Source organism: Cellvibrio sp. PSBB006, assembly GCF_002162135.1.
In the GTDB taxonomy this organism is placed as follows: domain Bacteria; phylum Pseudomonadota; class Gammaproteobacteria; order Pseudomonadales; family Cellvibrionaceae; genus Cellvibrio.
Map to the genome: position 1 here is coordinate 2,702,888 of NZ_CP021382.1, position 23,753 is coordinate 2,726,640.

A 23,753-nucleotide genomic window follows, 5' to 3' on the forward strand; every position below is an offset into this window, starting at 1 on the left:
CCAGGTTAACGACAATAGGCACTGCGAACTCCTAGATGAATTGCTTGTTTTCGTTTTCGAGCTTGCTGGCGCTTACCAGCAGGTCGCTCATCACCCACAGAATCATGGCCAGTGCGATCACGTTAATTTCACCACTTCCCAAAGAAATCGAAAGCATCTTTTGGCCCGCGGGATGATTCATTGATAACAACATACTGGCGAGCGAAAAATGCAAGGGTTTGGCAAGTGCCTGCACGAATAGAAAAACGGAAAACAGGCGCAAGTCACGGCTGTTGCTGTAATTAAAGAGCTCTCCTCTAGCGAAGTTGGCGAACGCACGACGTAAGAAAAAGAGACCAGCCAAGCCAGTGGCAATATATAAGATGGTCAACAGCCATAAGCCGTACCACTGTATGTTAGAGACTGTCTGCCATTGTATCGGCAGATTCAGGTTGCTTTTGGCCATTACGGCAAATTGTTCTATGTCGATCAGGAAATACAGCGCAGCCACAGGGGCTGCAATAAGTATGGCCATGCAGCCCAGAGCGATTAAGCGTGAAAAATGGCGAGTCATATATCCTCCGCTTGACATTATTGCAATGCAATAATAAATTATTGTTTTACAGCAATTTTGTCAAGAGGATTTTCCTGTGACTATTCGTTTGCTCACTATCATTGCCACCCTATTACTATCTTTGCACGTGCCGCTTGCCACAGCGCTGACGATGGAGCAATTTTCCAATATCTGTAAATCATCTCCTGTGAAATGCAGCGACCACCCCACCGTTCAGGCCTATGTTGGCGGCGCGCTGGATTTGCTGGCCACACTCGATGAACGGACGGACTATCTACAAAAGGTATATTGCAAAGCGCCGAAAGAATTATTTGATGTACCGGCCATTATCCGGTTTATGGAGCAACGGAGTGAACAATACCGCAGCGACAATGCCATGCTGGTGTTGATCCGATACTTTGAGGAACGTGGAGGCTGCAATCATGAGTAAGTTATTAATGGTATTGCTCATATTGGGCGCGGTCGGGTGTAGCAACAAAGCGGTGTACGACAATATACGCATCAATCAGCGCAATGAGTGTATTAAAGAGCCACCGCCCGCCTATGATGAATGCATTGAACGCACGAACAAATCTTATGAAGAGTATCAGCGTGAACGAAACGAAGTATCGGAAAAATAGGTAAGCTGAAAGATTCATCCGGGTATCTTCTGGGGTAAGTCCCGCCGAAGTGGTATTAGTGACCGTAAAAGATATGAAGCACCACCTGCCTCCTTCTGGTTTTATAGCTCAGCTGCGTAACCGTTTTGGTTTATACGCCGTTGCTGTGATCACGCTTGCGCAATTATTTGGGACTTCTTTATGGTTCAGCGCGAACAGTGCCGCGCTGGATCTCATGCGAGAGTGGCAAGCCAGCCCGACGGATATAGGTTGGCTGACCAGTGCTGTGCAACTGGGATTTATTATCGGCACCTTAGTGATTTCTGTGTCGGGGCTGGCTGATCGTTTTCGAGCCAGTGTGATCTTTACGGTTTCAGCATTAGTGGGTGCTGGTTTTAATGCGGGCTTTGCCTGGTTGGCAGCGGATTTAACCGAGGGAATTATTTATCGTTTCCTTGTTGGCATTACACTAGCCGGCGTCTATCCGATTGGAATGAAGCTCATGGTGCAATGGGCACCGGAGCGAGCTGGATGGGCACTATCTCTACTCGTCGCGATGCTAACGCTGGGAACTGCATTGCCCTATGGGCTGCGCGAGTTAGCCGCCGAACTTCCCTGGCGGGAAATCATTACAGTATCGTCCCTACTCGCGGTGATCAGCGCGTTGCTAATTGCATTACTAGGTGATAAGCCACGGGTTGCTCAACAGCAACATTTACAAACTGATGTAACAGATCATTCTCGTTTCAACGCCTATCGCTTATTCAACATTCACAATTTCAGAGCCGCGGCGACCGGTTACTTCGGGCACATGTGGGAGCTTTATGCGTTCTGGACCATTGTGCCGCTATATGTTTCCAGTTTGAAATTGCATGAATCCTTCGGGCTCGTCGGCGTAGCGGGATTGACCTTTTTTATTATGGCGATGGGGGCGGTTGGCTGTATTATCGGCGGAGAGCTTTCACAGCGTTTTGGCAGCGCTAAAGTTGCTGCGAGCGCACTGACCTTGTCTGGCCTGTGCGGTGTAGTATTTCTTTTTGGATGGCGATTTTTACCAGCGTGGGTGTTATTGGTTGTGCTGCTACTGTGGGGCGCAATTGTCATTGCAGACTCACCGCATTTTTCAGCGCTCTCCGCAAAAGCTTGTCCGCCTCGCTTTGTCGGCAGTGCGTTGGCACTGCAAAACTCGATTGGTTTTGCTATCACGATTATTTCGATCACGATCACGACGTATTTGTTTGAAGAAATCGGATTGGATTCTGCGTTTATATTATTGCTTGGCCCGGTATTCGGGTTGGCGGGGTTTTGTCGGATTACGCTGCGCTAATTCGACCTACGTTGTGCGTCATCGGTACTTATCACATTATAATGAACAGCTGATGTAAAAATTATTACGCTTTTTATTTACGCAAGACTTCTAAAACTCGGCGGTTGAACTGCCGAGCCCTCCCTTAATTTTCTCCGCAATACCAATCTTCTGAACCGCAACCAACCGTCAACAAGTTGTCATGATTACGTTTGTAGAATGCCGTCACCAATTCCATAACCTTTAAAAGGAAAGTGTGATGTCTTTTATATCAGGCGTAAAAAAAGCAATAACTTCTCGGTCAACAGGTTGTATTTTGTTCATGGCACTCACCTGCGGTATCGGTCAGGTGCAAGCAGATGAGTTCCCACGCTGGGATGCAGCCATTACCAAATACAATGAAGTGCAGGTGCAAAACTTTCACCCCAAATTCGACTTTGACTCAGACGGGTGTTACGCAGCAACGCCGTTTCATCGTTATGAAAATTTGCGGCAGAATCCGGGGCTAGGCGCAACCGGTACTGTCTGGGGTGCTTGCCGGGATGCTGGCTGGGAAAACTACGCGAACACCATCCATCGTCAGTTGTGTCGTACAACAAACGAAGGTGGAAATACCATCCAACGTTGCGCACATTTTTATGAACTCTATTTCGAAAAAGACCAAGCCCTCGGCTTCTCTTTCCTGGCCGGTCATCGCCATGATGTAGAAACGGTTATCGTTTGGACGGGAAAAATCAATAATCAGGCTCCATTTGTTTCACATACGTCAGTGAGCGCACACGGCAACTTTACGACCAGAGCGATGAACCAGATTCAAACCCAGGGTTCGCATGCATTGGTGGTTTACCATAAAGATGGTGCGGGCACTCACGCATTTCGCTTTGCCAACGCTACCGACAAAAACAATGTTGAATTCCAGGGCAATTGGGGCGAGTTTTATGCGCCGAATATCCTGAGCCATTATCGCGCGGTGGCTTCATGGAGTAACGATGAATGGACTCGTTACAACGCCAACAGACAATATCGATTGGTATTGGAAAACTCAAACTTCGGCAGCGGAACCTTTAAAACACGTAACGATGCGGAAGTATTGAACAAAGCCAATGACAACGCTCCGCGTAGCGATGCGTTTTGGGCCAACACCTGGTTTTCCTGGGATGACGTGTGGGCTACACGGGCGAAAGAGTTTGAAGCTAACTACCCGGCTATTCACCAGCAAATCAGCGAATAAAAAATAGATCAACAGTTGATGTTAAAGCTGTATCTATACAGCTTTAACATCACAACATTTACTTCCACTTGATATTACATCCCAAACTCGGCACCTGATCAGCCGAAATGTCTTTACCTTCCAGCAACGCATCCATCGCCGCACGCAAATCTTTTCCGGTTACCGGTATGTCATTGCCCGGACGCGAATCGTCGAACTGGCCGCGATAAACCAATTGCAGATCACCATCGTATAAGAAAAAATCCGGTGTGCAGGCCGCGTCGTAAGCTTTGGCAACCTGTTGGGTCTCGTCATAGAGGTAAGTGATGCCGAGATTAAGTTGCGGCATTTTTTCCGGCGCGTCTTCGGGATAATTTTGTGCGTCGTTAGAGCTGATGGCCACAAGGCCGATGTCACTGTTTTGGTAGTCACGGCCTAATGCACGCAGGCCATCAAGGATATGTTTGACGAAGGGGCAGTGGTTGCACATGAAGATCACCAGCAAGCCTTTGCTTTTACACAGATCGTCGCGCGCGACCTGCTGGTTGTTGGCAGGATTGAGTAAACGGAAGTCAGCCGCATTGCTGCCGAGGGCGACCATGGTAGACGGTGTGCGGGCCATTGGTTTCTCCTTTCATGTGAGTGGTGAAGACAGCGAGCCTAGCATATCTGCCGTGCGAGGTTTATGCGTATCTATACACTTCTTAAACCAGCGCCCGTTGCGACCGGCGGCGCGCCTTTGTTAACCTGCCAGATCACTGCAACCGTCATCGGAGACGATAAATGAAAACCCTAACCCGCCCCTATTCTTTACTCGCTATAGCATTGGGCCTGCTGCTGGGTGCCGGTGCGGCGCACAGCAAAACCATCAACGTCAAGACGGAAACCACACCCTTGCGCGTCGTCACCGTCACGGACGGGTTAAAGAATCCCTGGGGTCTGGATTTTCTGCCGGACGGCAAGATGATTGTCACCGAGCGCAGCGGTCAGATGCGCATCGTTGAAGCCAATGGCACCAAAGGGCCAGCGCTGAAAGGCTTACCGGATATTATTGTGCGCGGCCAGGGCGGTTTGCTCGATGTCACCGTGGCACCGGATTTTGCGACGAGCAAGCGCGTGTACTTTGCGTTTTCTGAACCCGCCAAAGAAGGTAAAGGTAATAGCACCGCTGTTGCTTATGGCGTGTTGAAAGGTGATGCGCTGGAAGATGTTACGGTGGTCTTCAGCCAACAGCCCAAGTTTGATAGCACAGCGCATTTCGGTTCGCGCATTGTGTTCACACCCGACGGCAATATGTTTATCACCTTGGGTGATCGCTACGCGCGTATGGACGATGCCCAAACTCTCGATAACCACCACGGCAAGGTCGTGCGCATTAAACCCGACGGCAGCGTGCCGGAAGATAACCCGTTTGTAAAAACCGAAGGTGCCTTGCCCGAGATTTGGTCTTACGGCCACCGCAATGTGCAGGGCGCGGCGTTGCATCCGACCACCGGCAAACTCTGGACCGGCGAGCATGGCCCACAGGGCGGTGATGAAATTAACCTCGACGAGCCAGGCAACAATTACGGTTGGCCGGTAATTACCTACGGTGAAAATTACGGTGGCGGCAAGATCGGTATCGGCACGCATAAAGAAGGCATGGAACAACCGCTGCACAAGTGGGTGCCATCTATCGCGATTGCCGGCATGACCTTTTATACCGGTGATAAATTTCCCGAGTGGAAAGGCAATTTGTTGGTGAGTGCATTGCGCGGACAAACACTGGCCCGACTGGTGTTGGATGGCAACAAGATCACCCACGAAGAACGTTTGCTGCAAGAGGAAGTGGGCGAACGTTTGCGCGATGTGGTGCAAGGACCGGATGGTTTTGTGTATCTCATCTCTGATGAAAGCAACGGCAAGATTTTTCGCCTTGAACCCGCCGTCAAAAAATAATTACCACGGGTGACACTGCCACGGATTGTTGTCTATGGCATCCTGCGCCGGAATACGCTTCCGGCGCTTACCTCCGCTTTCTATCCCACTCAATATTTTTCAGCAGCGCTTGGCGGCAGGGAACAACCGTATACCCGGCAGTAGCGTTTATCAGCCCAGCGTTCATAAAAATGATCTACCAGCCGGGCGAACAAACGCCACCGCAGGGGCTGTAATAAAAAGCCGAAGGGCGTGAACGACCAGGCGGCGACGCTCGCATCCATATCCATCAACCAGCGTCCATCCGCCTGTTTCAAATGCAAACGGCGCAACAAGCGTTCGCGTTCATCCGCCGACAAACTCAACATGTCATGCACATTGATCAATTGCAATCCCGTCGCTTTGAATTTATTGAGCCAGTGCATTTCGCGCAGGCAGATGGGGCATTGGCCATCGTAAAACAGGGTGGCTTTATCCAGCACAAATGAAACGATTTCAGTAGAGGATTTATTGACAACAGGCGAGTTGCGCACGATCGGTCACCTTCAAAAAAGGACAGCATTGACGCGTTAATGAATAGCTACGCAGTTAATGAATCGCTGTGCGTTACTGGGTCTATACGCGCTTACTATAAGGCTGGATCAGGCATGAATATAAATCAAGGCAAGGCGACAAAAATTCCCCGCGTGACCAGCACAAGCTAAACGCAAGCAACCTGCTTGCAACCAATTAGCACGATTGCGATCTTTTACTGGATTTATCCGGTATAAGCGGCTATTTTTTCGCAACCTGTCGAGGAGGCTTCATGACTTATAGCTCGCTGCAACAACCTGCTGATGCGTTATTCCACAAAAAAGAGACGGCGCCGCGCGTCACCACCGGGGTTTTGCTGGTTAACCTGGGTACGCCGGATGCGCCCACCACACCCTCGGTGCGCACCTATCTTGCAGAATTTCTTTCCGACCCGCGGGTCATTGAAATTCCGCCTCTGGCGTGGAAGCTGATTTTGCACGGCATTATCCTGCGCGTGCGCCCGAAAAAATCAGCGGCGTTATATAAAAGCATCTGGACCGACGAAGGCTCACCCTTACTGGCTATCAGCCAACGTCAACTGGCCGCCATTCAACAAGAGCTGGGCAGCGACGTCAGTGTCAAACTGGGCATGCGTTACGGCAACCCATCCATCGCCAGTGCGCTGCGGGAATTTCGTGAAGCCGGTATTCGCCGCATCATTGTGTTGCCGCTGTACCCGCAATACGCCGCACCCACCACCGGCTCTGTATTCGATGCCATCGCGCGGGAGTTGATGACTTGGCGCTGGGTACCGGCCTTGGATTTTGTCAATGGTTATGCCGATAACCCGCTGTATATTGATTCTCTGGCGCAGAGCATCAAAGAGCATATTGATACGCAGGGCTTACCACAAAAAATACTTTTTTCTTACCACGGCATGCCGAAACGTAACCTGGATTTAGGTGATCCCTATTATTGTTTTTGTATGAAGACCACGCGCCTGGTGGCGGAAAAATTGGGGCTCGATAAAGACATCTGTTTATCCACTTTTCAGTCGCGCTTTGGCTACGCGGAATGGTTGCAGCCTTATACCGATAAAACGCTGGAGGAGTTACCATCCAAAGGCGTCAAAAATATTGCGATTGTATCGCCGGCATTCAGTGCTGATTGCCTGGAGACGTTGGAAGAATTGGCCGAACAGAATCGCGAGATTTTTTTGCATCACGGTGGCGAGTCCTACCACTATATTCCCGCCTTGAATGATCGCCCCGATCATATTAATGCGCTGGTCGACATTATCCGCAAGAAGCTATGACTGTCGAATTAGCGTAGCGCAATCCGACACCACACTTGCGGCGTAAACGGAGGAGTTTGCTGGTCAAGACATTCATGCATTCCTTAGCAACCCGCCATGGCATTCCCTACTTTGTGATATTCAGCACCGGGCACGGTTTATCGTCGCTCGGCAGTTGGATGCAAAAAACGGCAGTGGGTTGGTTGACCTGGGAACTGACCCATTCGCCAGCCTGGGTAGGCGCCATTGCCATGAGCGATTTGATCGCGGCCTTGTGGGTCGCACCGCTGGCGGGCGCGGTGACTGATCGCAGCAATCCTTTTCGTCTGATGTTACTCACCCAAACATTGCTGATTCTGCTGACGCTGGTCCTCTGGGCCATGACGGCCAGCGGCGTATTGACCATCTGGTTATTACTCGCGTGGTCGATCACCGATGCCAGCGTGCAAGGTTTTAATCAACCGGTGCGCATGGTGGTGATCGGTTCACTGGCGCCGCCGGAACGCATGTCGCAGGCCATCGCCACCAATTCCATTGCTGTGAACCTGGCCCGCAGTCTCGGCCCGGCGATTGCCGGTCTGGTGATGGTGACCGGCCATATCGAACAGGTTTTTCTGATCAATGCGTTTTCGTTTATCGCACTGGTGACTGTGATCGTATGGGTACGCCATCACATTAACCGACCGGGCTTATCGCCACGCACCGCGCATATTCTGCACGACATCCATTCAGGATTTTCCTATATCCGTCACACACCGGTGATTGCGGCACTGTTTGCGCTGGCACTGGGTTTTGCGTTACTCGCGCGGCCGTTCAGCGAATTATTTCCAGCTATCGCGGGGGATATTTTGCGCGGTGGCCCGCAAACCTTGTCGTGGTTAATGAGCGCGCAAGGATTCGGTGCTTTGCTCGGCGCAATCTGGATGTTAAAAGCCAAGCCCGCCGATCATTTAATTAAAATCACCTTCGGTGCCGCCATCGGTATTGCTGCAACCCTGATGATTTTTTCATTCACGACGCAACTAGAATGGGTGGTGTTGATCATCGCCATTGCCGGTGTTTTTCATGTGGTGTGCAATATCGGTATGCAAACCATGGCGCAAACACTGAGCGAACCTGCCATGAAAGGCCGGGTGATGGCACTGTACGGTTTGATCTTTCGCGCCGGCCCGGCACTGGGTGCGTTTATCTTCGGTGCTTGCGCACAATGGGTGAGTTTGCAGTGGTTGCTCGGCGCAGCGGCGGCTGTGTTTGGCATCATGGTGTTGGTGAAGTTGCCATACATCCGGCGGGTTTATTTCAGAACTTAAAAACTTGATCCCGGCTACAGCGTGTGGCTTGGGCGTGTATATCGCTGAAGCGTTCGCGGATGCGTTGATCGAGGGTTTCATCTTTTGCCCACCATTGCTGGGGGGTTAATTCAGAGAACCAAGAAGCCTAATCTGACAATCATTGCAAAAACACCTTGGAATTAACAGGTTTGGCATAAACCCTGGCGCCAGGTTGTAAATGAATTAAACGTTCCTGCGAGCGCGGCAATTCCACATGAAAAATATCCTCGCTGAGTGCATGGCGCAATTCAATGCGCAACACCGAACCCGCCGTACTGATACTGTCCACTGTCGCTTCGATAAAACCCTCCCCCTGGGGTTCCGCTTGTAGTTCAATATCGTGCGGCCGAACATAAGCAACAGCAGCACTGTCTTTAACGCTCGCGTGTTCCGGGGCCGGTAATTTGTAATCGCCGATATGGGCCCAGCCTTCGCTGACACGACTGTGAAATAAATTCACCTGTCCGATAAAGTCATACACAAATGGACTGGCAGGATTATTGTAAACCTTATCCGGCGAACCGATCTGTTCGATCTTACCTTTGTTTAACACCACAATGCGATCCGCTACTTCCATGGCCTCTTCCTGATCGTGGGTGACAAAGATCGAGGTGATATGCAAGTCATCGTGCAAACGACGCAACCAGCGACGCAAGTCTTTACGGACTTTTGCATCGAGTGCACCGAAGGGTTCATCGAGCAATAACACTTTTGGTTCTACCGCGAGCGCACGAGCCAAGGCAATACGTTGACGTTGACCGCCGGAAAGCTGATCCGGATAACGATCGGCGAGCCAGTCCAGTTGCACGAGGCGCAACAATTCATGAACGCGCTCAGCAATGTCTTTTTTATTCGGGCGTGTGTGTTTGGGTCGCACGGTCAACCCGAAGGCCACGTTATCAAACACCGTCATATGACGAAACAGTGCATAGTGTTGAAACACAAAACCTACTTGCCGCTGGCGCACATGGACGTTAGTGGCGTCTTCGCCGTGGAATTCCACTACGCCGCTATCCGGTTGTTCGAGACCGGCAATAATGCGCAGGAGTGTGGTTTTACCGCAGCCGGAGGGGCCAAGCAGCGCGACCAGTTCACCGGTGGGGAAATCCAGTGAAACGTTATTCAACGCGGAAAAACTGCCGAAGTTTTTGTGGATTTTTTTGACCTGGATGCTCATGATGTTTCTCGTTGCGTGAATAAATAGAGTGCTACTTTTTTGGAATCTCTGGTGTCAGGGACAATGCCTTTGGCCACCATGGTGTCGGATTACGTCTTGCGGCTAATCCGACCTACGGATGGTCAGTCAGGTTTGTTGTTGGGCAGCGCGGATGGATTTTTCGCGCTCCCGTGTGTGCTGCCATTCCAGTAAAGATTTCACCAATAGCGTGATCAATGCCAAACCGGCAAGTAACGAGGCAGCAGCAAAGGCCGCCGCAAATTGATATTCGTTGTATAAAATTTCAATATGCAACGGCAGCGTGTTGGTCTGGCCGCGAATATGGCCGCTAACGACACTCACTGCACCAAACTCACCCATGGCACGCGCGTTACACAAGATAATGCCGTAGAGCAAACCCCATTTAATGGACGGCAACGTCACTCGCCAAAAAGTTTGCCAACCACTGGCGCCCAACGTGAGCGACGCTTCTTCATAGGATGTGCCCTGCTCTTCCATCAAGGGAATTAATTCGCGTGCGATAAACGGAAAGGTGACAAACACGGTGGCCAATACAATGCCCGGCACGGCAAAAATAATGTGTATGTTGTTGTCGGAGAGCCAGGGGCCAAACCAACTCTGCGCGCCGAAGAGCAGCACATAAATTAAACCAGCCACCACCGGCGAGACAGCAAAAGGCAAATCGATCAAGGTGATCAATGCCTGCTTGCCACGAAACTGGAATTTGGTGATCGACCAGGCTGCGGCCAAACCGAATATGACATTGAGCGGCACAGCGATGGCTGCCGCCAACAAGGTTAATGTAATCGCATGCCAGGCATCGGGTTCGGTAATGGCCGCCCAATACACATCGGCACCGCGCGAAAAGGCTTCGGTAAATACGGCGATTAATGGCACCACTAAAAACAGCGCTAAAAAAAGCAATGCCATACTGATTAACGTCATTTGCATCCATAAAGGTTCTGTGGTGGCATCGGTCGCTTTGCGGGTGCGACGGCCCAGGGAAGATACAGCACCGCTCATACTAGGCTCCTGCCCGCTTGCTACTCCAGTGTTGCAAGAAATTGATCAGCAACAGCAGGACAAAGGAAAAGGTTAACAACACCACCGCCAGGGCAGCAGCACCGGCGTAATTGTATTGCTCCAGTTTGGAGACAATTAATAAGGGCGTGATCTCGGTGCGAAACGGCATATTGCCGCTGATAAACACCACCGAACCGTATTCGCCCACCGCGCGGGCAAATGCCAACGCGAAGCCGGTGAGCAAGGCGGGTAACAACGCGGGCAATAAAATCCGCTGGAAGATATGCCAACGATTTGCACCTAAACTCGCGGCGGCTTCTTCAATCTCTCGTTCCAATTCTTCCAGCACCGGCTGCACGGTGCGCACGACAAAGGGCAAACCAATAAAAGTCAACGCGACGATCACGCCCAGCGGCGTGTAAGCCACTTTAATGCCGAGTGGCGTGAGCCATTGGCCGATCCAGCCTTGCGGTGCGTAAAGTGCAGTGAGCGCAATACCCGCCACGGCGGTGGGCAAGGCGAAAGGTAAATCCACCAAGGCATCAACAATTTTTTTGCCAAAGAAATCGTAGCGCACCAGCACCCAGGCTACGACAAACCCAAACACTAAATTGATCAGCGCACCAATAAACGCAGCGCCGAGACTCAAGCGATAACTCGCTACCGCTTGCGGATCGAGCACCGTTGCCCAAAACTCCGACCAGGTAAGCGTCATGGCTTTGGCAAATAAAAAGGCGAGCGGGATGAACACAATCAAACTCGCATAAAATGCAGCGTAGCCAAGGGACAACCCGAAACCGGGAATAACAGAAGATCGACGACTCATGAAACACCTTTAAAAAAAACCCGCACTGAATTTGTGTTTTATTGCGGGCGCTGCCCTCAGCAGACGTTAATTCGTTCCAGGCTTGTAGATCTTGTCGAACACACCGCCGTCATTGAAATGGGTTTTCTGGGCTTTCTGCCAACCACCAAATTCCTCATCCACGGTAATCAGGTCAACGTTCAAAAATTGCGCTGCGTACCTGGCTGCAATCGCAGAATCACGCGGACGATAAAAATGTTTACCCGCAAGGTTCTGGCCGGTTTCGCTATACAAAAACTCCAGATAGGCTTGTGCAACTTTACGCGTACCGTGCTTGTCGACATTTTTATCCACGATAGTCACGGGCGGTTCAGCCAAAATCGACAGCGAAGGAACCACAATTTCAAAGGTGCCCTTGCCAAATTCCTTTTCAGCGAGAAACGCTTCGTTTTCCCATGAGAGAAAAACGTCACCAATACCGCGTTGTGCAAATGTTGTGGTCGATCCCCGCGCACCTGAGTCCAGGACCGGGACGTTTTTGTAGAGTTTTTCGATGAACGCTTGCGCTTTTTCATCCGAACTATATTTCTTTTTCGCGTAGGCCCAACCGGCCAGATAATTCCAGCGCGCGCCGCCCGAGGTTTTCGGGTTTGGCGTAATGACTTCAATGCCCGGTTTTACCAGATCATCCCAATCCTTGATATTTTTGGGATTACCTTTACGCACCAGAAACACGATAGTCGATGTATAGGGCGAACTGTTGTGCGGCAAACGTGACTGCCAATCCTTGGGAATTAATCCACGCTCTTCATGGATAGCATCAATATCGTAGGCCAATGCCAGAGTCACAACGTCTGCCTCAAGGCCATCGATAACGGCACGCGCCTGCTTGCCAGCTCCGCCATGGGATTGGCTGATGCTGACTTTTTGTTTGTTGGCTTTTTGCCAATGGTCTGCGAAGGCTTTGTTAAATTCCACGTAGAGTTCGCGCGTAGGGTCATAGGAAACGTTTAATAGTTTGACATCCTGCGCGTATGCAACGCTGGCAAAGCCAAGTGACAGGACCAGCAATGTATTTTTCAGATAACGAGTAATCATGATCAGGTTCCTTACAAAAAAAAGCGTGTATATAAATCGAATAAGTGTTGGCATGGTGAATCAGGCTATGCGCAGCAACATCGGTAATTGCTTGAAAAATACTTCATGATTTCCCTTAAAAACTGTGATCAAAACCAACGGCAAAGGTGTTATCCGCCAGGTCGGCGTTATCCACATCCAGCGCGGAATAGTAGGTAAATATCTTGGTCTTGCTACCCAGGCTATAGTCCAGGCCCACTGCTGCCAGCGTGCCTTCTTCGTCGCTGACATTTGCTTCGGCGATGCCGTATTGCGCTTTTACTTTAAACCTGTCGATATTCCAGGCGCCGGAGATTAAATAGCTGGTGTCCTCTGCTTCGCTACCGGCAACAACATCGCTGGCTTGTTGCACCAGTGCTCCCAATTCAAATGAGCCCCGTTTGGCCGTGCCCACCGCTCGGATTACATCAGCACGGACAATACCATCGAGACTGCGACGCGCCAGTTGGTTACTGTCGTAGGCAATAGCGCCATAAAAAATGCCGTTATCTGCAACCAACGACGCGGAAAGGGTATCGGTCAAACCATCGTCTACCTCGCCGTCGAGATCTACATCCGCACCTTCCGGCGTAACAAACGCAAGATTGGCGGTGAATAATTTGGCGAGCCTGGGTGTGGAGTATTGGACGATATTGTTCACGCGATTCTGACCGCCGAGCAGAACATCAATGTCTGCTTTCAGATCGTTAAACTGATCAACTTTGCCTTCGATGACTTTTAGCGGCGTATCGAATTTTCCACCAATCACGCGACCAAAGCTGCCTTGCAATCCGGCGTAAATATTGCGTTGTACAAAGGGACTGCTACCGCCGTCGTCCGCATCAGTTTCGTATTCCGCGAGATACACCACCGTCAAACCGGTATTCTCTAATGCCTGTTCGCCTTTGATCCCCAAGCGTGAAGCATTGGAATTAAGCTCCCACTGGTCAACCACAGCAGGAGCCTGGAGAGCAATGACGCGAGCCGCGCCTTCGTGATCAAATTGATCGAGAGTAATATTCAGTTTTCCGTAAATAATCGGCGGATTAGCCAACGCGTGCTGAGCGTTAAGCCCCAAGGCCGCAGTCACAGCTAATGAAAAAAGTGTGGGCGTGTAAAACGATCGACGCAACGACCGCAGGTGTTGAAATGACATGTTAATCTCCAGAATTAACTTATCACTTCCGGCGGTCCGGTCAGTGTTGATGGTGTGTATGTTCTTTTAGAATGCGCGGTAATTTATTTAGCGTTTTCGCTTTTATCAAACCGCTTTTTCTCGCGACGTTCCAGTTGCACGATCCGGCCATTGTGGACAGATATTTCCAGCGAGCCGTATTGAATTTGCGCCAGGATTTGCTTGATTTCCTTCAGCACATCTTCATCGATAGCAATGGATTCATTCGTTGGGCTTGCCATGACGGTATCTCAATAACAACTGATTGCTCAGCGACGGCGCCATACTAATCAACGCTCATCTGGCCGCAAAAGATTTATTTTTTATTAGCTTATGACATGCGTAGTCATAAGCGACTCATTTTTTGGCATATGCCGTACCCGGAAAACGGCAAACATTTCAGGCATAACCACAGAACAAATTATTCCTTCGCATTCATATAACCAGCCAGTAAGCTCCGCCCTAACGCTATGAACGCGACCCATTGAACAACGACCATACATTGGTAACGGAGCCGACCATGAGCCACGAGCCGATTTTTTTTGATGCCCCCTTTTTTGACGCGCCCCATGATGACGAGGCGTTAGTTAATCCTGCGCAGGTTGTGGGAGAACATCCGGTGTTGATTGTGCCAGGATTGAATAACAGTGATGACAATCATTGGCAGACACTCTGGCAAAATCGCCTGCCCAATGCGCAACGTATCGCGGTAAAAAATTGGCACGAAGCTGATCTGGATAAATGGCGCAATGCCATCAAGAAATCCCTGGCCGGGGTTGATCGACCCAGCGTATTAATCGCACACAGTTTTGGGGCACTCGCGGCGGCATCTATCGCAGCGGAATACCTGGAACTGATCGCGGCGGTGTTGTTGGTGGCGCCTGCTGATCCCGATAAATTCCAGATCGCCGATCGTCTGCCAGACCGCCCCTTGTCGGTTCCCGTGCATTTGATTGCGAGCAGTAATGATCCCTGGATGAAGGACAGTAAGGCAGCCTACTGGGCATTGTTGTGGGGTGCGAATTTTTTGCGGATAAAAGAACTGGGGCATATCAATAGCCACTCCGACATCGGTGTATGGCCGCAGGGATTAAAGCAATTGGAATTGTTAGTGCGGAGAGTTAAGCCAAAAAATGTTGTTAAGAAACTGTTGACTCGTTCGAGCCATCGAAACGGGGTTGCCGCGTAAGGTTGCATTTGCGTGTCGGATTACGCCTTGCGGCTAATGCGACCTACGGGATCGGTTAAACAAACAGTGAATACAGCATTTGCAGGGAGAGACCAATCAGCAACAAGGCAAATAGTTTTTTTAATAACGCGACGGGTAAACGATGCGCGAGCCTCGCGCCGACCGGTGCCGTGATAAAACTCATCAATGCCATTGCAATGACGGCGGGCCAATAAATAAAGCCCAGCGTGTGAACGGGTAAATTATCTACTGACCATCCATTCACCAGATAACCCGTGGCACCAGCAAGCGCAATGGGAAAACCGACCGCTGCCGAGGTGCCTATGGCCGTTTGTAAACGAACGTTGCACCACGTCAAAAACGGCACAGTTAACGTGCCGCCGCCAATCGCCACCAATGCCGAAATGCTCCCGATACCCACCCCCACGGCCGACAAACTGACTGCGCCTGGCAATTGACGTGCAGCCTGAGGTTTGCGATCTATCATCAATTGCAGCGCAACAAAGGCCATAAAACACGAGAAGAACAGTGCGAGTGGTTTGGCAGAAAGGTAACTGGCCAAAAACGTTGCCGCGAAGGTGCCGCATAAAATACCCGGCGCAATCTTTATCACAACCGGCCACAATACTGCGCCCCGCGCATGATGTGCGCGGACGCTGGCCAGGGCCGTGGGCACTATCGCTGCCATGGAAGTTCCTAACGCAAGATGCACCAGATGCTGCTCAGGAAAACCCTGCGCCATAAATAGCAGGGTTAATATCGGCACCATGATGCCACCGCCACCGATACCGAACAGTCCGGCAAACAAACCGGTGGCGGCCCCCAATAGCAACAGCGATAACAGAAAATAAAGTTCAGGCATGATGATCAAACACAGATTTAATAACGGGCGAATTAAAACAGCCTAAGCGCTTTCGTGATCAATGCGTCTTAATACCTGGAAGCCCGCAAAAAATAATGCCCATTTACGCACCGGTATAGCCGGACGTAAACGGGCATTGTATTCACTACCTGAAAGGTGGCGCGTTATTTCTTGGAGCGCTTCCGATCGTTTTCACTTAACAGCTTTTTGCGCAGACGAATGCTTTGCGGTGTGACTTCAACCAGCTCATCGTCTTCAATAAACTCCAGCGCTTGTTCCAGGGTGTGGCGAACCGGCGGCGACAAGGTCAAGGCATCGTCAGTACCGGAGGCGCGCACGTTGGTCAACTGCTTGGCTTTAGTGGGGTTAACGACCAAATCGTTACCGCGTGAGTGCAGACCAACGATCTGACCTTCGTATACTTCCACACCGGCGCCGAGGAACAAACGGCCGCGGTCTTGCAGCGGGTGCAAACCATAAGCGAGGGTTTTACCTTTCACCATGGACACCAACACACCGTTCTGACGCTTGGCCACTTCACCTTCTTTCACCGGACCGTAATGGTCGAAGATGCTGGTCATGATGCCCGAACCGGAGGTCATGGTCAGGAACTGACCACGGAAACCGATCAGGCCGCGCGACGGACACAGGAATTCCAGCTTGATACGGCCTTTGCCATCCGGCTCCATGTTAGTCAGCTCGCCTTTACGCAGACCGAGTTCTTCCATCACCGAACCCTGGTGATGTTCTTCAACGTCGATAACCACTTGCTCGTAGGGCTCGTGCACTTCGCCGTCAACAATTTTCTGTACCACTTCCGGACGCGATACGCCCAGCTCAAAACCTTCACGACGCATATTTTCAATCAATACGGAAAGGTGCAATTCGCCGCGACCGGAGACGATAAATTTGTCCGGGCTGTCGCCCTGTTGAACACGCAAGGCCACGTTGGCAATCAGCTCTTGCTCAAGACGATCTTTAATATTACGGCTGGTCACGAACTTGCCTTCTTTACCGGCGAAGGGCGAGTCGTTTACCTGGAAGGTCATGCTGACGGTTGGCTCGTCAATGGACAGTGCCGGCAGTGCTTCAACGGCATCGGGGCTACACAGGGTATCGGAGATACCCAACTTGTCCACACCGGTAATACAAACGATGTCGCCCGCATATGCCTTGCCAGTTTCAATACGTTGTAAGCCGTGATACCCCATCACCTGCAATACCTTGGCCTTGCGCTGATTACCTTCATGGTCCACCACCACAACCTGCTGGTTGGGCGACAGGCTGCCGCGCGTGATACGGCCGATCCCGATAACACCCACATAGCTGCTGTAATCCAGCGCAGAGATTTGCATCTGGAAGGGACCGTCCAGGTCAACGACCGGCGGCTTAACTTTGTCGACGATCATCTGGAACAAGGGTGTCATGTCGTCTTTTATGTCGTTCAGATCGGTACCGGAGACACCGTTCAATGCCGATGCGTAGACCACCGGGAAATCCAGCTGCTCTTCGGTAGCACCCAGACGGTCGAACAACTCAAATACCTGATCGATCACCCACTCCGGACGAGCGCCCGGACGGTCGATCTTGTTGATCACCACAATGGGGTTCAAACCTTGTTCAAAGGCTTTGGAGGTTACAAAGCGGGTCTGCGGCATAGGTCCGCCTACCGCATCCACGATCAACAACACAGAATCCACCATCGACAGAACCCGCTCTACCTCGCCACCGAAGTCGGCGTGTCCGGGGGTGTCCACGATGTTGATGCGGTAATCGTTCCATTTGATCGCGGTGTTTTTCGCGAGGATGGTAATCCCGCGTTCGCGTTCCTGATCATTGCTATCCATGATCAGGTCGCCGGTATCCTCACGACGGTCGAGGGTGCCGGATTGACGCAACAACTGGTCAACCATGGAGGTTTTACCGTGGTCAACGTGGGCGATGATGGCAATATTACGCAGTTTTTCGATAGCGGATTGATCTGTCACAGTGTTGTTTCTCTTGGATTTGGCGCCAGCTGAGGCTTGGATTTGGCGCCAGCTGAGGCAAGGGAGGACGGTAAAAAGCCGCGCATTATACCCATGTCGGGCTGACGGGGATATGACAGATAGGGTTTTATTGATGATTTTTTAGTCGAAAAATGGCAGCGAAGCGGAAGAAGTTACGCGATCTCGCCGCCAATTACCTGCGACTCATACGCGGCAATAAGATAGTGACCATGCCGATGAGGGGTAAATAAGCACAATAATCAAACACATGTTCGATGGTTGTTGCGTCGGCCAAAGCACCCAATCCCGCCGCTGCGACGCCGCTAATACCAAACATCAAACCAAAAAATATCCCGGAAATCATGCCGATTTTAGTGGGCACCAACTCCTGCGCGAGCACCACAATCGCGGAAAACGCCGAGGATAAAACCAGCCCGATCACGACCGACAGCACCGCCGTCCAGAACAGGTTGCAGTAGGGAAAGAGCAGCGTGAAAGGTGCGGCGCCGAGAATGGAAATCCAGATCACGGCTTTGCGGCCAACCTTATCGCCAATCGGACCACCGGCAAATGTGCCCAGCGCCACTGCGGCTAAAAACAAAAATAAAAACAATTGCGCGTCGGCAACGGACGTCGAGAATTTTTCGATCAGGTAAAACGTGTAGTAATTGGTAAACGCCGCCATGTAAATGTATTTGGAAAATACCAACAGCGCCAACACCGTTAATGCACCGATAACCTGAGCGCGTGACAGGTGTGCGAAGTGCGCGTGCTTTTTTACACTCTTAAGTGATGCATGGGAACGGATTGTCCAGCGGGCAACACCAAACAGTACGGCAAAACCAACAATCGCAAACAACGTAAACCATCCGATGGCACCTTGTCCCTGCGGAAGAATAATGGCCGCTGCCAACAAGGGACCAAACGCAGAACCGGCATTGCCGCCCACCTGGAAGAACGATTGCGCAAAACCAAAACGCCCGCCCGATGCCATACGTGCAACACGCGAGGCTTCCGGGTGGAAAGTCGAAGAACCCAAACCAATCATCGCAGAGGCAATCAACAGCCAGGTGAAATTGTTGGCGAATGCCAGCATGACCAGGCCGGCTAATGTGAACAGCATGCCGGTGGGCAGTAGATAAGGCTTGGGGTGTTTGTCGGTATACAGTCCAATGCCCGGTTGCAGTAGCGACGCCGTCATCTGGAACGCGAGCGTTATCATGCCGATCTGGGTAAAGCTCAGCGCGTAATCGGTTTTCAGCAAGGGGTAGATCGACGGCAAGATAGATTGGATCAAATCATTGATCAGGTGGACAAAGCTGACCGCGCCAATCACCGGCAAGATCGTTTTGGTCGGATCAAAAGTATTGGCAGCAGGTACAACCGGCGGTATCTCGCCCAGCACCGCACCAGCGGGAGTAAGGGTTTCCATCTGGCTCATAACATGACTTCAAAAAGGGATTAAGCGGCGATCACGCCGGTAATTGCTCGGCAGGCCAGTATAAGGCGCCAGAAATAATAGAAATGACATAAAATGTCGAATAAGTGACAAATCAAAGCCGTCCATTTACCGCAGCCAAGCCATGGGAGAAGGGGGAACGATCATGCGTATTGTTGAACAGCGCAGCCCGGAAGAACTTCAACATGTGCCGCGCCCCATAGTGGCCTGGGCTGGGCATTATGCGAATGGCGACGAGATTCCCAGCCACACGCACCGGCGCGCGCAGTTACTTTATGCGGTTGAAGGGGTAATGCGGGTGATAACCCCCAACAGCGTCTGGACAATCCCGTCGCATCGCGCACTTTGGGTGCCGCCGAATGTTGAACATCACTCGTTTATGATGACCGAGGTGGAGATGCGCACCCTTTACGTCAGTGACGATATCCGGCTTTCACTCGGCAAGGAATGCCGGGCAATTTCTGTGTCGGGATTACTACGCGAATTGATTTTGGGTTTACTGCAAGAACCGGCCGAGTATCCAATGCCGGGACGCGGTGAACATTTGGTTGCGCTGATTTTGATGGAGATTGACCGCGCTGCAACCCAGCCGGTGGAAATTCCCTGGCCACAGGATCGGCGCTTACAAACCGTGTGCCAGCGGATTATGAATTCGCCCGGGGTGACTTACACCATCGATGAATTAGCCGAGATGGCGGGTGCCAGTGCTCGCACCCTGATTCGTTTATTTCCGAAAGAAACCGGCCTGAAATACCACCAGTGGGTTCAGCAAGTACAGCTTGCCGAAGCACTCTGCCGCCTTAGCCGAGGCGAAAGCATTGCACGCATCGCCAACTTCCTCGGGTACGCCAATCCCAGTGCATTCTCGGCAATGTTCAAACGCAATGTTGGTGTCACGCCCAACCAATATTTTCAACGATAACCAGAAGCCATCTCAAAAATCACTTGGCGGCCTGATACTGCGTTGAAAAGCTGATTCCGGTGCTCATTTACTTAAGTAAACTCCGCTCCTCATCAACTTTTCGCCTTGCCTGAGTCTCGCCAATCGAATTTTGAGACGGCTTCTAGATCGAGCATGCACTCTTGGGTTCCGGACGATAGACGCCAACATTCGTGTGTCCGGCATCTTTCAGGTTGGCGGCATGCAGTTGGCTCATGACGCCTTTCTGGCAATAAAGCAAATATTGTTTGCTGGCATCCAATTGCGGGAATTGTTTGTTAAGCGAATAAAAAGGAATCTTTTCGATGGTGACGTCGATCAGTTTCAGCGGGTTCGCTTCTTCTTCATCGGGATGGCGAATATCGATCACTACCTGGTCGGCACCGACGATATCCGCCACAATCGGAACGGTCAGATCTGCATTCAGGTCGTCCACAATTTCATCGATATTCTGCGCGATGCGTTCGTCAATAGCGCGTTGCAACACCGCCATATCAAAGTTTTCTTCTTCCGCCTCGGCGCGAGCCAATTTCGCGCGCGTGGTGGGGTTTACGGAAATAACACCACAATATTCCGGCATGCTGGCGGCGAAGGTTTCCGTGCCGATCTTGCGCGAGATATCGATGATCTCGCCCTTATCCATGGTGGCCAGTGGGCGCAACACAATCATGTCCGTCGCGCGATCAATCACATTTAAATTCACCAGCGTCTGGCTCGACACCTGCGCCACACTTTCGCCAGTTACCAACGCGGGAATCTCCAGCGAGTCCGCCACTTTTTCCGCCGCGCGCAACATCATGCGCTTGAGCACCACGCCCATATAGGAATTATCAACTTTTTCGAGAATTTCACGCACCACATCTTCAAAGGGCACAGTGACGAATTTTACGCGATGCGAAGCGCCGTATTTATTCCACAAATAATAAGCCACTTCTTTTACACCAATCTCATGGGCACGACCGCCGAGATTGAAGAAACAATAATGCGCGCGCAAACCGCGCTTGATACACAAATACGTCGACACCGTGGAATCAAAACCGCCGGAAATCAGTGACAGAACCGGGTCCTGCGCACCGAGCGGAAAACCGCCCAGACCTTGCGTTTTGCTCGCGATAACAAACAGGCGCTCCCATTTGATTTCCAGCGGCACGATAATGTCCGGTTTATGCAGATCCACACCTTTGGCCTGGGAGTTATGCAACAACCCACCACCCACAAACTTCTCCACATCGACCGAACCGAAGTCATGTTTACCATGGCGCTTTACGCGCACACAAAACGTTTTACCAGCCAACGCATCGCGCCAATGGGCCAGGGTTTTTTGAAAGATATCCTCCAGGTCACCGAGCGGGTAAGCCTGAATCAACGAAAAATTCGCGATGCCCGGCGTATGCGCCAACACCTCGGCCACCTGCGCCGTTACCCTCGCATCCGCACCGGGCGCTACAACCTCAATCTTCTCCCAATCGCGCTGCACATCAATATCCACCCCCAGATCCGCCAACAAACGCCGCAGGTTATCGCGCAGCTGCTTGATAAAGCGCTTACGCACCGGCGGACTTTTGATGATGATCTCGGGGAAAACCTTGACGATAAAATGCATGAACAACCGCGCCTGACTGGTGAAAAAGGCGGCGATTATACCTTATGTTCGCTTGGACCGGGATTGAGGCATCAATGACATAAATTCGCACTGAAGTGAGTTTGTTGTAAAGCACGGCATATCGAAACCCTCGCGTCAGGGATGACGTGAGGGAGCTACAGGGACGTATTCACCGCGTTTTCGATATGCCGTGCTTTACAACAAACGTTTATGGAGTACTTCTTGCCCAATAGAAGACTTTATTTCGATCTAAAAATAACGTCCCGCAACTTCTCCAGCTTCGGCGCCACTACCGGCACCGTCAACATAGTACTCGCCACCGCCATCAACAACAGCGCCGTAAACGTCTCACTCGTAATAATCTGTTTATCCAACAACACATTCGCAAAAATAATCATGATCAACGCCTTGGTCTGCAACAACCAACCAATGATCGACGCCTCCCCCTTCTCCCATTTCAAAATCCTGCCCGCCAGATGCACACCCGCCAGCTTACCGCTCACCGACGCCACCAATAACACCGCCGCCGCAATAAACACCATGGTGCCCCCCACATCCCAGTTGGTCCGCAACCCCGTGCTGAGGAAAAACACCGGCATGATCACCAGCAACACGTGATGACGCAGCTTGTCCATCTCCTCCTGATTGAACCAATGGCTGTCCGTCACCGCGCCGGCCAGAAACGCGCCGACCATAAAATGCAATCCCGACCAGTCGCCGGCAAAACCTCCAATTGCCAGCCACACCAGGCTCACGTACCAGCGATCCCGCTCAGGAATCGCCACCATCAACTTGCGATACAGATAACTGGCCGCCGCAAACCCAACCAGGAACATACCCTGGCGCCCCACGCGATCCCAATCCAGAAGGATCAGCGCCAGCACGCCCCAGATCGCAATGTCATCAAGGCTGGCGTAGCGCAGGATGCGCTGACCGATGGGCTGACGCAGGATATTCAGCTTCTCCATCAACAAAATCAGGATTGGCAAGGCAGTCACTGCACAGGACATCCCCACACCCAATACAAACTGCCAGGGCATACCCTGCGGCCCCAACCAGCCTTCAAACATCAACATGCCCAGGCCGGCCACGCAGCCGAAGGCCAGGGGCATCCCCAGGGCCAACCCGGCGGTGATGCCGCTTTCGCGTTTATATTGCCAGGCCTTGCTCAGATCCAATTCAACACCAGCGATAAACACAAACAACATCACTGCCCACCAGGCAATACCGTTAAGCGCGGTGACCACCGAGGGGTTAAAGACAAAGGCGTAGTAGTCAGGGAAGAAGGCACCGAGAATGCCCGGCCCCAGCAAAATGCCGGTGATAATCTGCACCACCACCAGCGGTGCCCAGTAATCTGTTTTTCCAACGCGCCAGATGAAATAAGGCACGGTGAAGATAATCGTCATGGCAATCAGGAAGATTTCCGTGGTGTTCATGGCATGAGGCATGGCTAATCCAGGCTATTTTTTAGGGGAATAAAGTGACAGAACATCACAACCGATAAACCGTGCAGCGAATCTCCACCGTGCATGGCGCCGCCTTTCTACAAAGCCGGGCGGGTGGCGGTCAATTGTTTAAAGCTATCCCCGCGATAGCCTGGACGTGCTCACAGACGCCGGAACGCAACCCCAAGTGCCCCCAAGTGCCAAAGTAGGGATTTATTTGTGCTGGGAGCTTGACGATGAATCACC

The 23,753-nt window shown here is 51.5% G+C and carries 23 protein-coding genes and 1 pseudogene; 9 read left to right on the plus strand and 15 right to left on the minus strand.

The window, feature by feature from the left end; genetic code table 11:
* Positions 1-31: 31 nt before the first annotated feature.
* Positions 32-553: a DUF2975 domain-containing protein gene (locus CBR65_RS11285; RefSeq protein WP_157672045.1), complete on the minus strand. Its 522-nt coding sequence runs from the start codon at positions 551-553 to the stop codon at positions 32-34.
* A gap of 76 nt (positions 554-629) precedes the next feature.
* On the opposite strand from CBR65_RS11285, the gene CBR65_RS11290 reads away from it, so the two are divergent.
* The 4 genes from CBR65_RS11290 (at position 630) to CBR65_RS11305 (ending at position 3,689) form a co-directional block, all read left to right on the plus strand.
* Positions 630-983, plus strand: coding sequence for a hypothetical protein (locus CBR65_RS11290; RefSeq protein ID WP_087466946.1), 354 nt, complete (start codon positions 630-632; stop codon positions 981-983).
* Positions 976-1,173 carry a hypothetical protein gene (locus CBR65_RS11295; protein ID WP_198300719.1) on the plus strand — a complete coding sequence of 66 codons (198 nt, stop codon included), beginning with the start codon at positions 976-978 and terminating at the stop codon, positions 1,171-1,173. The genes CBR65_RS11290 and CBR65_RS11295 overlap by 8 nt, the downstream gene beginning before the upstream one ends.
* A 58-nt stretch (positions 1,174-1,231) precedes the next feature.
* A complete protein-coding gene (locus tag CBR65_RS11300; RefSeq protein ID WP_232461169.1) occupies positions 1,232-2,479 on the plus strand; it encodes an MFS transporter in 1,248 nt (415 codons plus the stop codon).
* Between the two features lie 301 nt (positions 2,480-2,780).
* Entirely contained in the window at positions 2,781-3,689 is a 909-nt protein-coding gene (locus tag CBR65_RS11305; protein WP_157672046.1) for an NPP1 family protein, read from the plus strand.
* A 58-nt stretch (positions 3,690-3,747) separates the two neighbouring features.
* On the opposite strand, the gene CBR65_RS11310 is transcribed toward CBR65_RS11305, so the two are convergent.
* A complete protein-coding gene (locus tag CBR65_RS11310) occupies positions 3,748-4,290 on the minus strand; it encodes a thioredoxin family protein (RefSeq protein WP_087466948.1) in 543 nt (180 codons plus the stop codon).
* Positions 4,291-4,451: 161 nt separating this feature from the next.
* On the opposite strand from CBR65_RS11310, the gene CBR65_RS11315 reads away from it, so the two are divergent.
* Positions 4,452-5,606 (plus strand): PQQ-dependent sugar dehydrogenase, encoded by a 1,155-nt coding sequence (locus tag CBR65_RS11315; RefSeq protein ID WP_087466949.1) that lies wholly within the window; start codon positions 4,452-4,454, stop codon positions 5,604-5,606.
* An 89-nt stretch (positions 5,607-5,695) separates the two neighbouring features.
* Here CBR65_RS11315 and CBR65_RS11320 read toward each other — a convergent pair whose 3' ends face one another.
* The gene (locus CBR65_RS11320; protein WP_087466950.1) at positions 5,696-6,118 is read right to left on the minus strand and encodes a DCC1-like thiol-disulfide oxidoreductase family protein; all 423 of its coding nucleotides are present in this window, start codon (positions 6,116-6,118) and stop codon (positions 5,696-5,698) included.
* A 272-nt stretch (positions 6,119-6,390) separates the two neighbouring features.
* Between CBR65_RS11320 and hemH the strand changes: the two genes are divergently transcribed.
* Together hemH and CBR65_RS11330 are read left to right on the plus strand one after the other, a co-directional pair.
* Complete coding sequence (gene hemH, locus CBR65_RS11325; RefSeq protein WP_087466951.1) at positions 6,391-7,413, plus strand: ferrochelatase; 1,023 nt, start codon at positions 6,391-6,393, stop codon at positions 7,411-7,413.
* 74 nt (positions 7,414-7,487) lie between these two features.
* Entirely contained in the window at positions 7,488-8,702 is a 1,215-nt protein-coding gene (locus tag CBR65_RS11330) for an MFS transporter (RefSeq protein WP_087466952.1), read from the plus strand.
* Here CBR65_RS11330 and CBR65_RS22490 read toward each other — a convergent pair.
* From CBR65_RS22490 to CBR65_RS11360, 7 genes and pseudogenes are all read right to left on the minus strand, one after another.
* Positions 8,692-8,814: pseudogene (locus CBR65_RS22490) on the minus strand (hypothetical protein); the annotation flags it as partial. The gene CBR65_RS11330 and the pseudogene CBR65_RS22490 overlap by 11 nt on opposite strands.
* Before the next feature lie 27 nt (positions 8,815-8,841).
* A complete protein-coding gene (locus tag CBR65_RS11335; RefSeq protein ID WP_087466953.1) occupies positions 8,842-9,900 on the minus strand; it encodes a sulfate/molybdate ABC transporter ATP-binding protein in 1,059 nt (352 codons plus the stop codon).
* A gap of 126 nt (positions 9,901-10,026) precedes the next feature.
* Complete coding sequence (gene cysW / locus CBR65_RS11340; RefSeq protein ID WP_369825663.1) at positions 10,027-10,851, minus strand: sulfate ABC transporter permease subunit CysW; 825 nt, start codon at positions 10,849-10,851, stop codon at positions 10,027-10,029.
* Between the two features lie 73 nt (positions 10,852-10,924).
* Positions 10,925-11,749: a sulfate ABC transporter permease subunit CysT gene (gene cysT / locus CBR65_RS11345; protein ID WP_087466955.1), complete on the minus strand. Its 825-nt coding sequence runs from the start codon at positions 11,747-11,749 to the stop codon at positions 10,925-10,927.
* A gap of 66 nt (positions 11,750-11,815) precedes the next feature.
* Complete coding sequence (locus tag CBR65_RS11350) at positions 11,816-12,826, minus strand: sulfate ABC transporter substrate-binding protein (protein WP_087466956.1); 1,011 nt, start codon at positions 12,824-12,826, stop codon at positions 11,816-11,818.
* A gap of 115 nt (positions 12,827-12,941) precedes the next feature.
* A complete protein-coding gene (locus tag CBR65_RS11355) occupies positions 12,942-14,000 on the minus strand; it encodes a porin (protein WP_087466957.1) in 1,059 nt (352 codons plus the stop codon).
* Positions 14,001-14,083: 83 nt separating this feature from the next.
* Positions 14,084-14,260: a YezD family protein gene (locus CBR65_RS11360; protein WP_087466958.1), complete on the minus strand. Its 177-nt coding sequence runs from the start codon at positions 14,258-14,260 to the stop codon at positions 14,084-14,086.
* Between the two features lie 278 nt (positions 14,261-14,538).
* On the opposite strand from CBR65_RS11360, the gene CBR65_RS11365 reads away from it, so the two are divergent.
* On the plus strand, positions 14,539-15,207 hold the full coding sequence (locus CBR65_RS11365) for an alpha/beta hydrolase (protein ID WP_232461170.1): 669 nt from the start codon (positions 14,539-14,541) through the stop codon (positions 15,205-15,207).
* Between the two features lie 55 nt (positions 15,208-15,262).
* On the opposite strand, the gene CBR65_RS11370 is transcribed toward CBR65_RS11365, so the two are convergent.
* The 3 genes from CBR65_RS11370 to CBR65_RS11380 all read right to left on the minus strand — a co-directional run bounded on the left by CBR65_RS11370 (position 15,263) and on the right by CBR65_RS11380 (position 19,498).
* Complete coding sequence (locus CBR65_RS11370; protein ID WP_087466959.1) at positions 15,263-16,069, minus strand: sulfite exporter TauE/SafE family protein; 807 nt, start codon at positions 16,067-16,069, stop codon at positions 15,263-15,265.
* A gap of 164 nt (positions 16,070-16,233) precedes the next feature.
* Entirely contained in the window at positions 16,234-18,057 is a 1,824-nt protein-coding gene (typA, locus tag CBR65_RS11375) for a translational GTPase TypA (RefSeq protein WP_198300720.1), read from the minus strand.
* Between the two features lie 193 nt (positions 18,058-18,250).
* Positions 18,251-19,498 (minus strand): MFS transporter, encoded by a 1,248-nt coding sequence (locus CBR65_RS11380; RefSeq protein ID WP_232461171.1) that lies wholly within the window; start codon positions 19,496-19,498, stop codon positions 18,251-18,253.
* A 163-nt stretch (positions 19,499-19,661) separates the two neighbouring features.
* Here CBR65_RS11380 and CBR65_RS11385 point away from each other — a divergent pair, with 163 nt between their 5' ends.
* On the plus strand, positions 19,662-20,438 hold the full coding sequence (locus CBR65_RS11385; protein WP_087466960.1) for a helix-turn-helix transcriptional regulator: 777 nt from the start codon (positions 19,662-19,664) through the stop codon (positions 20,436-20,438).
* A 142-nt stretch (positions 20,439-20,580) separates the two neighbouring features.
* Here the strand turns inward: CBR65_RS11385 and thiI are convergent, their stop codons facing one another.
* Positions 20,581-22,059: a tRNA uracil 4-sulfurtransferase ThiI gene (thiI, locus tag CBR65_RS11390; RefSeq protein WP_087466961.1), complete on the minus strand. Its 1,479-nt coding sequence runs from the start codon at positions 22,057-22,059 to the stop codon at positions 20,581-20,583.
* Positions 22,060-22,298: 239 nt separating this feature from the next.
* Entirely contained in the window at positions 22,299-23,510 is a 1,212-nt protein-coding gene (locus tag CBR65_RS11395) for a cation:proton antiporter (RefSeq protein WP_232461172.1), read from the minus strand.
* Positions 23,511-23,753 lie beyond the last annotated feature (243 nt).

Coding starts and splice junctions, on each gene's coding strand:
- CBR65_RS11305 (WP_157672046.1), top strand. CDS start 2,781: ATGGCACTCACCTGCGGTATCGGTCAGGTGCAAGCAGATGAGTTCCCA.
- cysW (WP_369825663.1), bottom strand. CDS start 10,851: ATGCAAATGACGTTAATCAGTATGGCATTGCTTTTTTTAGCGCTGTTT.
- CBR65_RS11365 (WP_232461170.1), top strand. CDS start 14,539: ATGAGCCACGAGCCGATTTTTTTTGATGCCCCCTTTTTTGACGCGCCC.
- CBR65_RS11330 (WP_087466952.1), top strand. CDS start 7,488: ATGCATTCCTTAGCAACCCGCCATGGCATTCCCTACTTTGTGATATTC.
- CBR65_RS11355 (WP_087466957.1), bottom strand. CDS start 14,000: ATGTCATTTCAACACCTGCGGTCGTTGCGTCGATCGTTTTACACGCCC.
- hemH (WP_087466951.1), top strand. CDS start 6,391: ATGACTTATAGCTCGCTGCAACAACCTGCTGATGCGTTATTCCACAAA.
- CBR65_RS11350 (WP_087466956.1), bottom strand. CDS start 12,826: ATGATTACTCGTTATCTGAAAAATACATTGCTGGTCCTGTCACTTGGC.
- CBR65_RS11310 (WP_087466948.1), bottom strand. CDS start 4,290: ATGGCCCGCACACCGTCTACCATGGTCGCCCTCGGCAGCAATGCGGCT.
- CBR65_RS11380 (WP_232461171.1), bottom strand. CDS start 19,498: ATGAGCCAGATGGAAACCCTTACTCCCGCTGGTGCGGTGCTGGGCGAG.
- CBR65_RS11385 (WP_087466960.1), top strand. CDS start 19,662: ATGCGTATTGTTGAACAGCGCAGCCCGGAAGAACTTCAACATGTGCCG.
- cysT (WP_087466955.1), bottom strand. CDS start 11,749: ATGAGTCGTCGATCTTCTGTTATTCCCGGTTTCGGGTTGTCCCTTGGC.
- CBR65_RS11370 (WP_087466959.1), bottom strand. CDS start 16,069: ATGCCTGAACTTTATTTTCTGTTATCGCTGTTGCTATTGGGGGCCGCC.
- CBR65_RS11335 (WP_087466953.1), bottom strand. CDS start 9,900: ATGAGCATCCAGGTCAAAAAAATCCACAAAAACTTCGGCAGTTTTTCC.
- thiI (WP_087466961.1), bottom strand. CDS start 22,059: ATGCATTTTATCGTCAAGGTTTTCCCCGAGATCATCATCAAAAGTCCG.
- CBR65_RS11295 (WP_198300719.1), top strand. CDS start 976: ATGAGTAAGTTATTAATGGTATTGCTCATATTGGGCGCGGTCGGGTGT.
- CBR65_RS11285 (WP_157672045.1), bottom strand. CDS start 553: ATGACTCGCCATTTTTCACGCTTAATCGCTCTGGGCTGCATGGCCATA.
- CBR65_RS11360 (WP_087466958.1), bottom strand. CDS start 14,260: ATGGCAAGCCCAACGAATGAATCCATTGCTATCGATGAAGATGTGCTG.
- CBR65_RS11315 (WP_087466949.1), top strand. CDS start 4,452: ATGAAAACCCTAACCCGCCCCTATTCTTTACTCGCTATAGCATTGGGC.
- CBR65_RS11395 (WP_232461172.1), bottom strand. CDS start 23,510: ATGCCTCATGCCATGAACACCACGGAAATCTTCCTGATTGCCATGACG.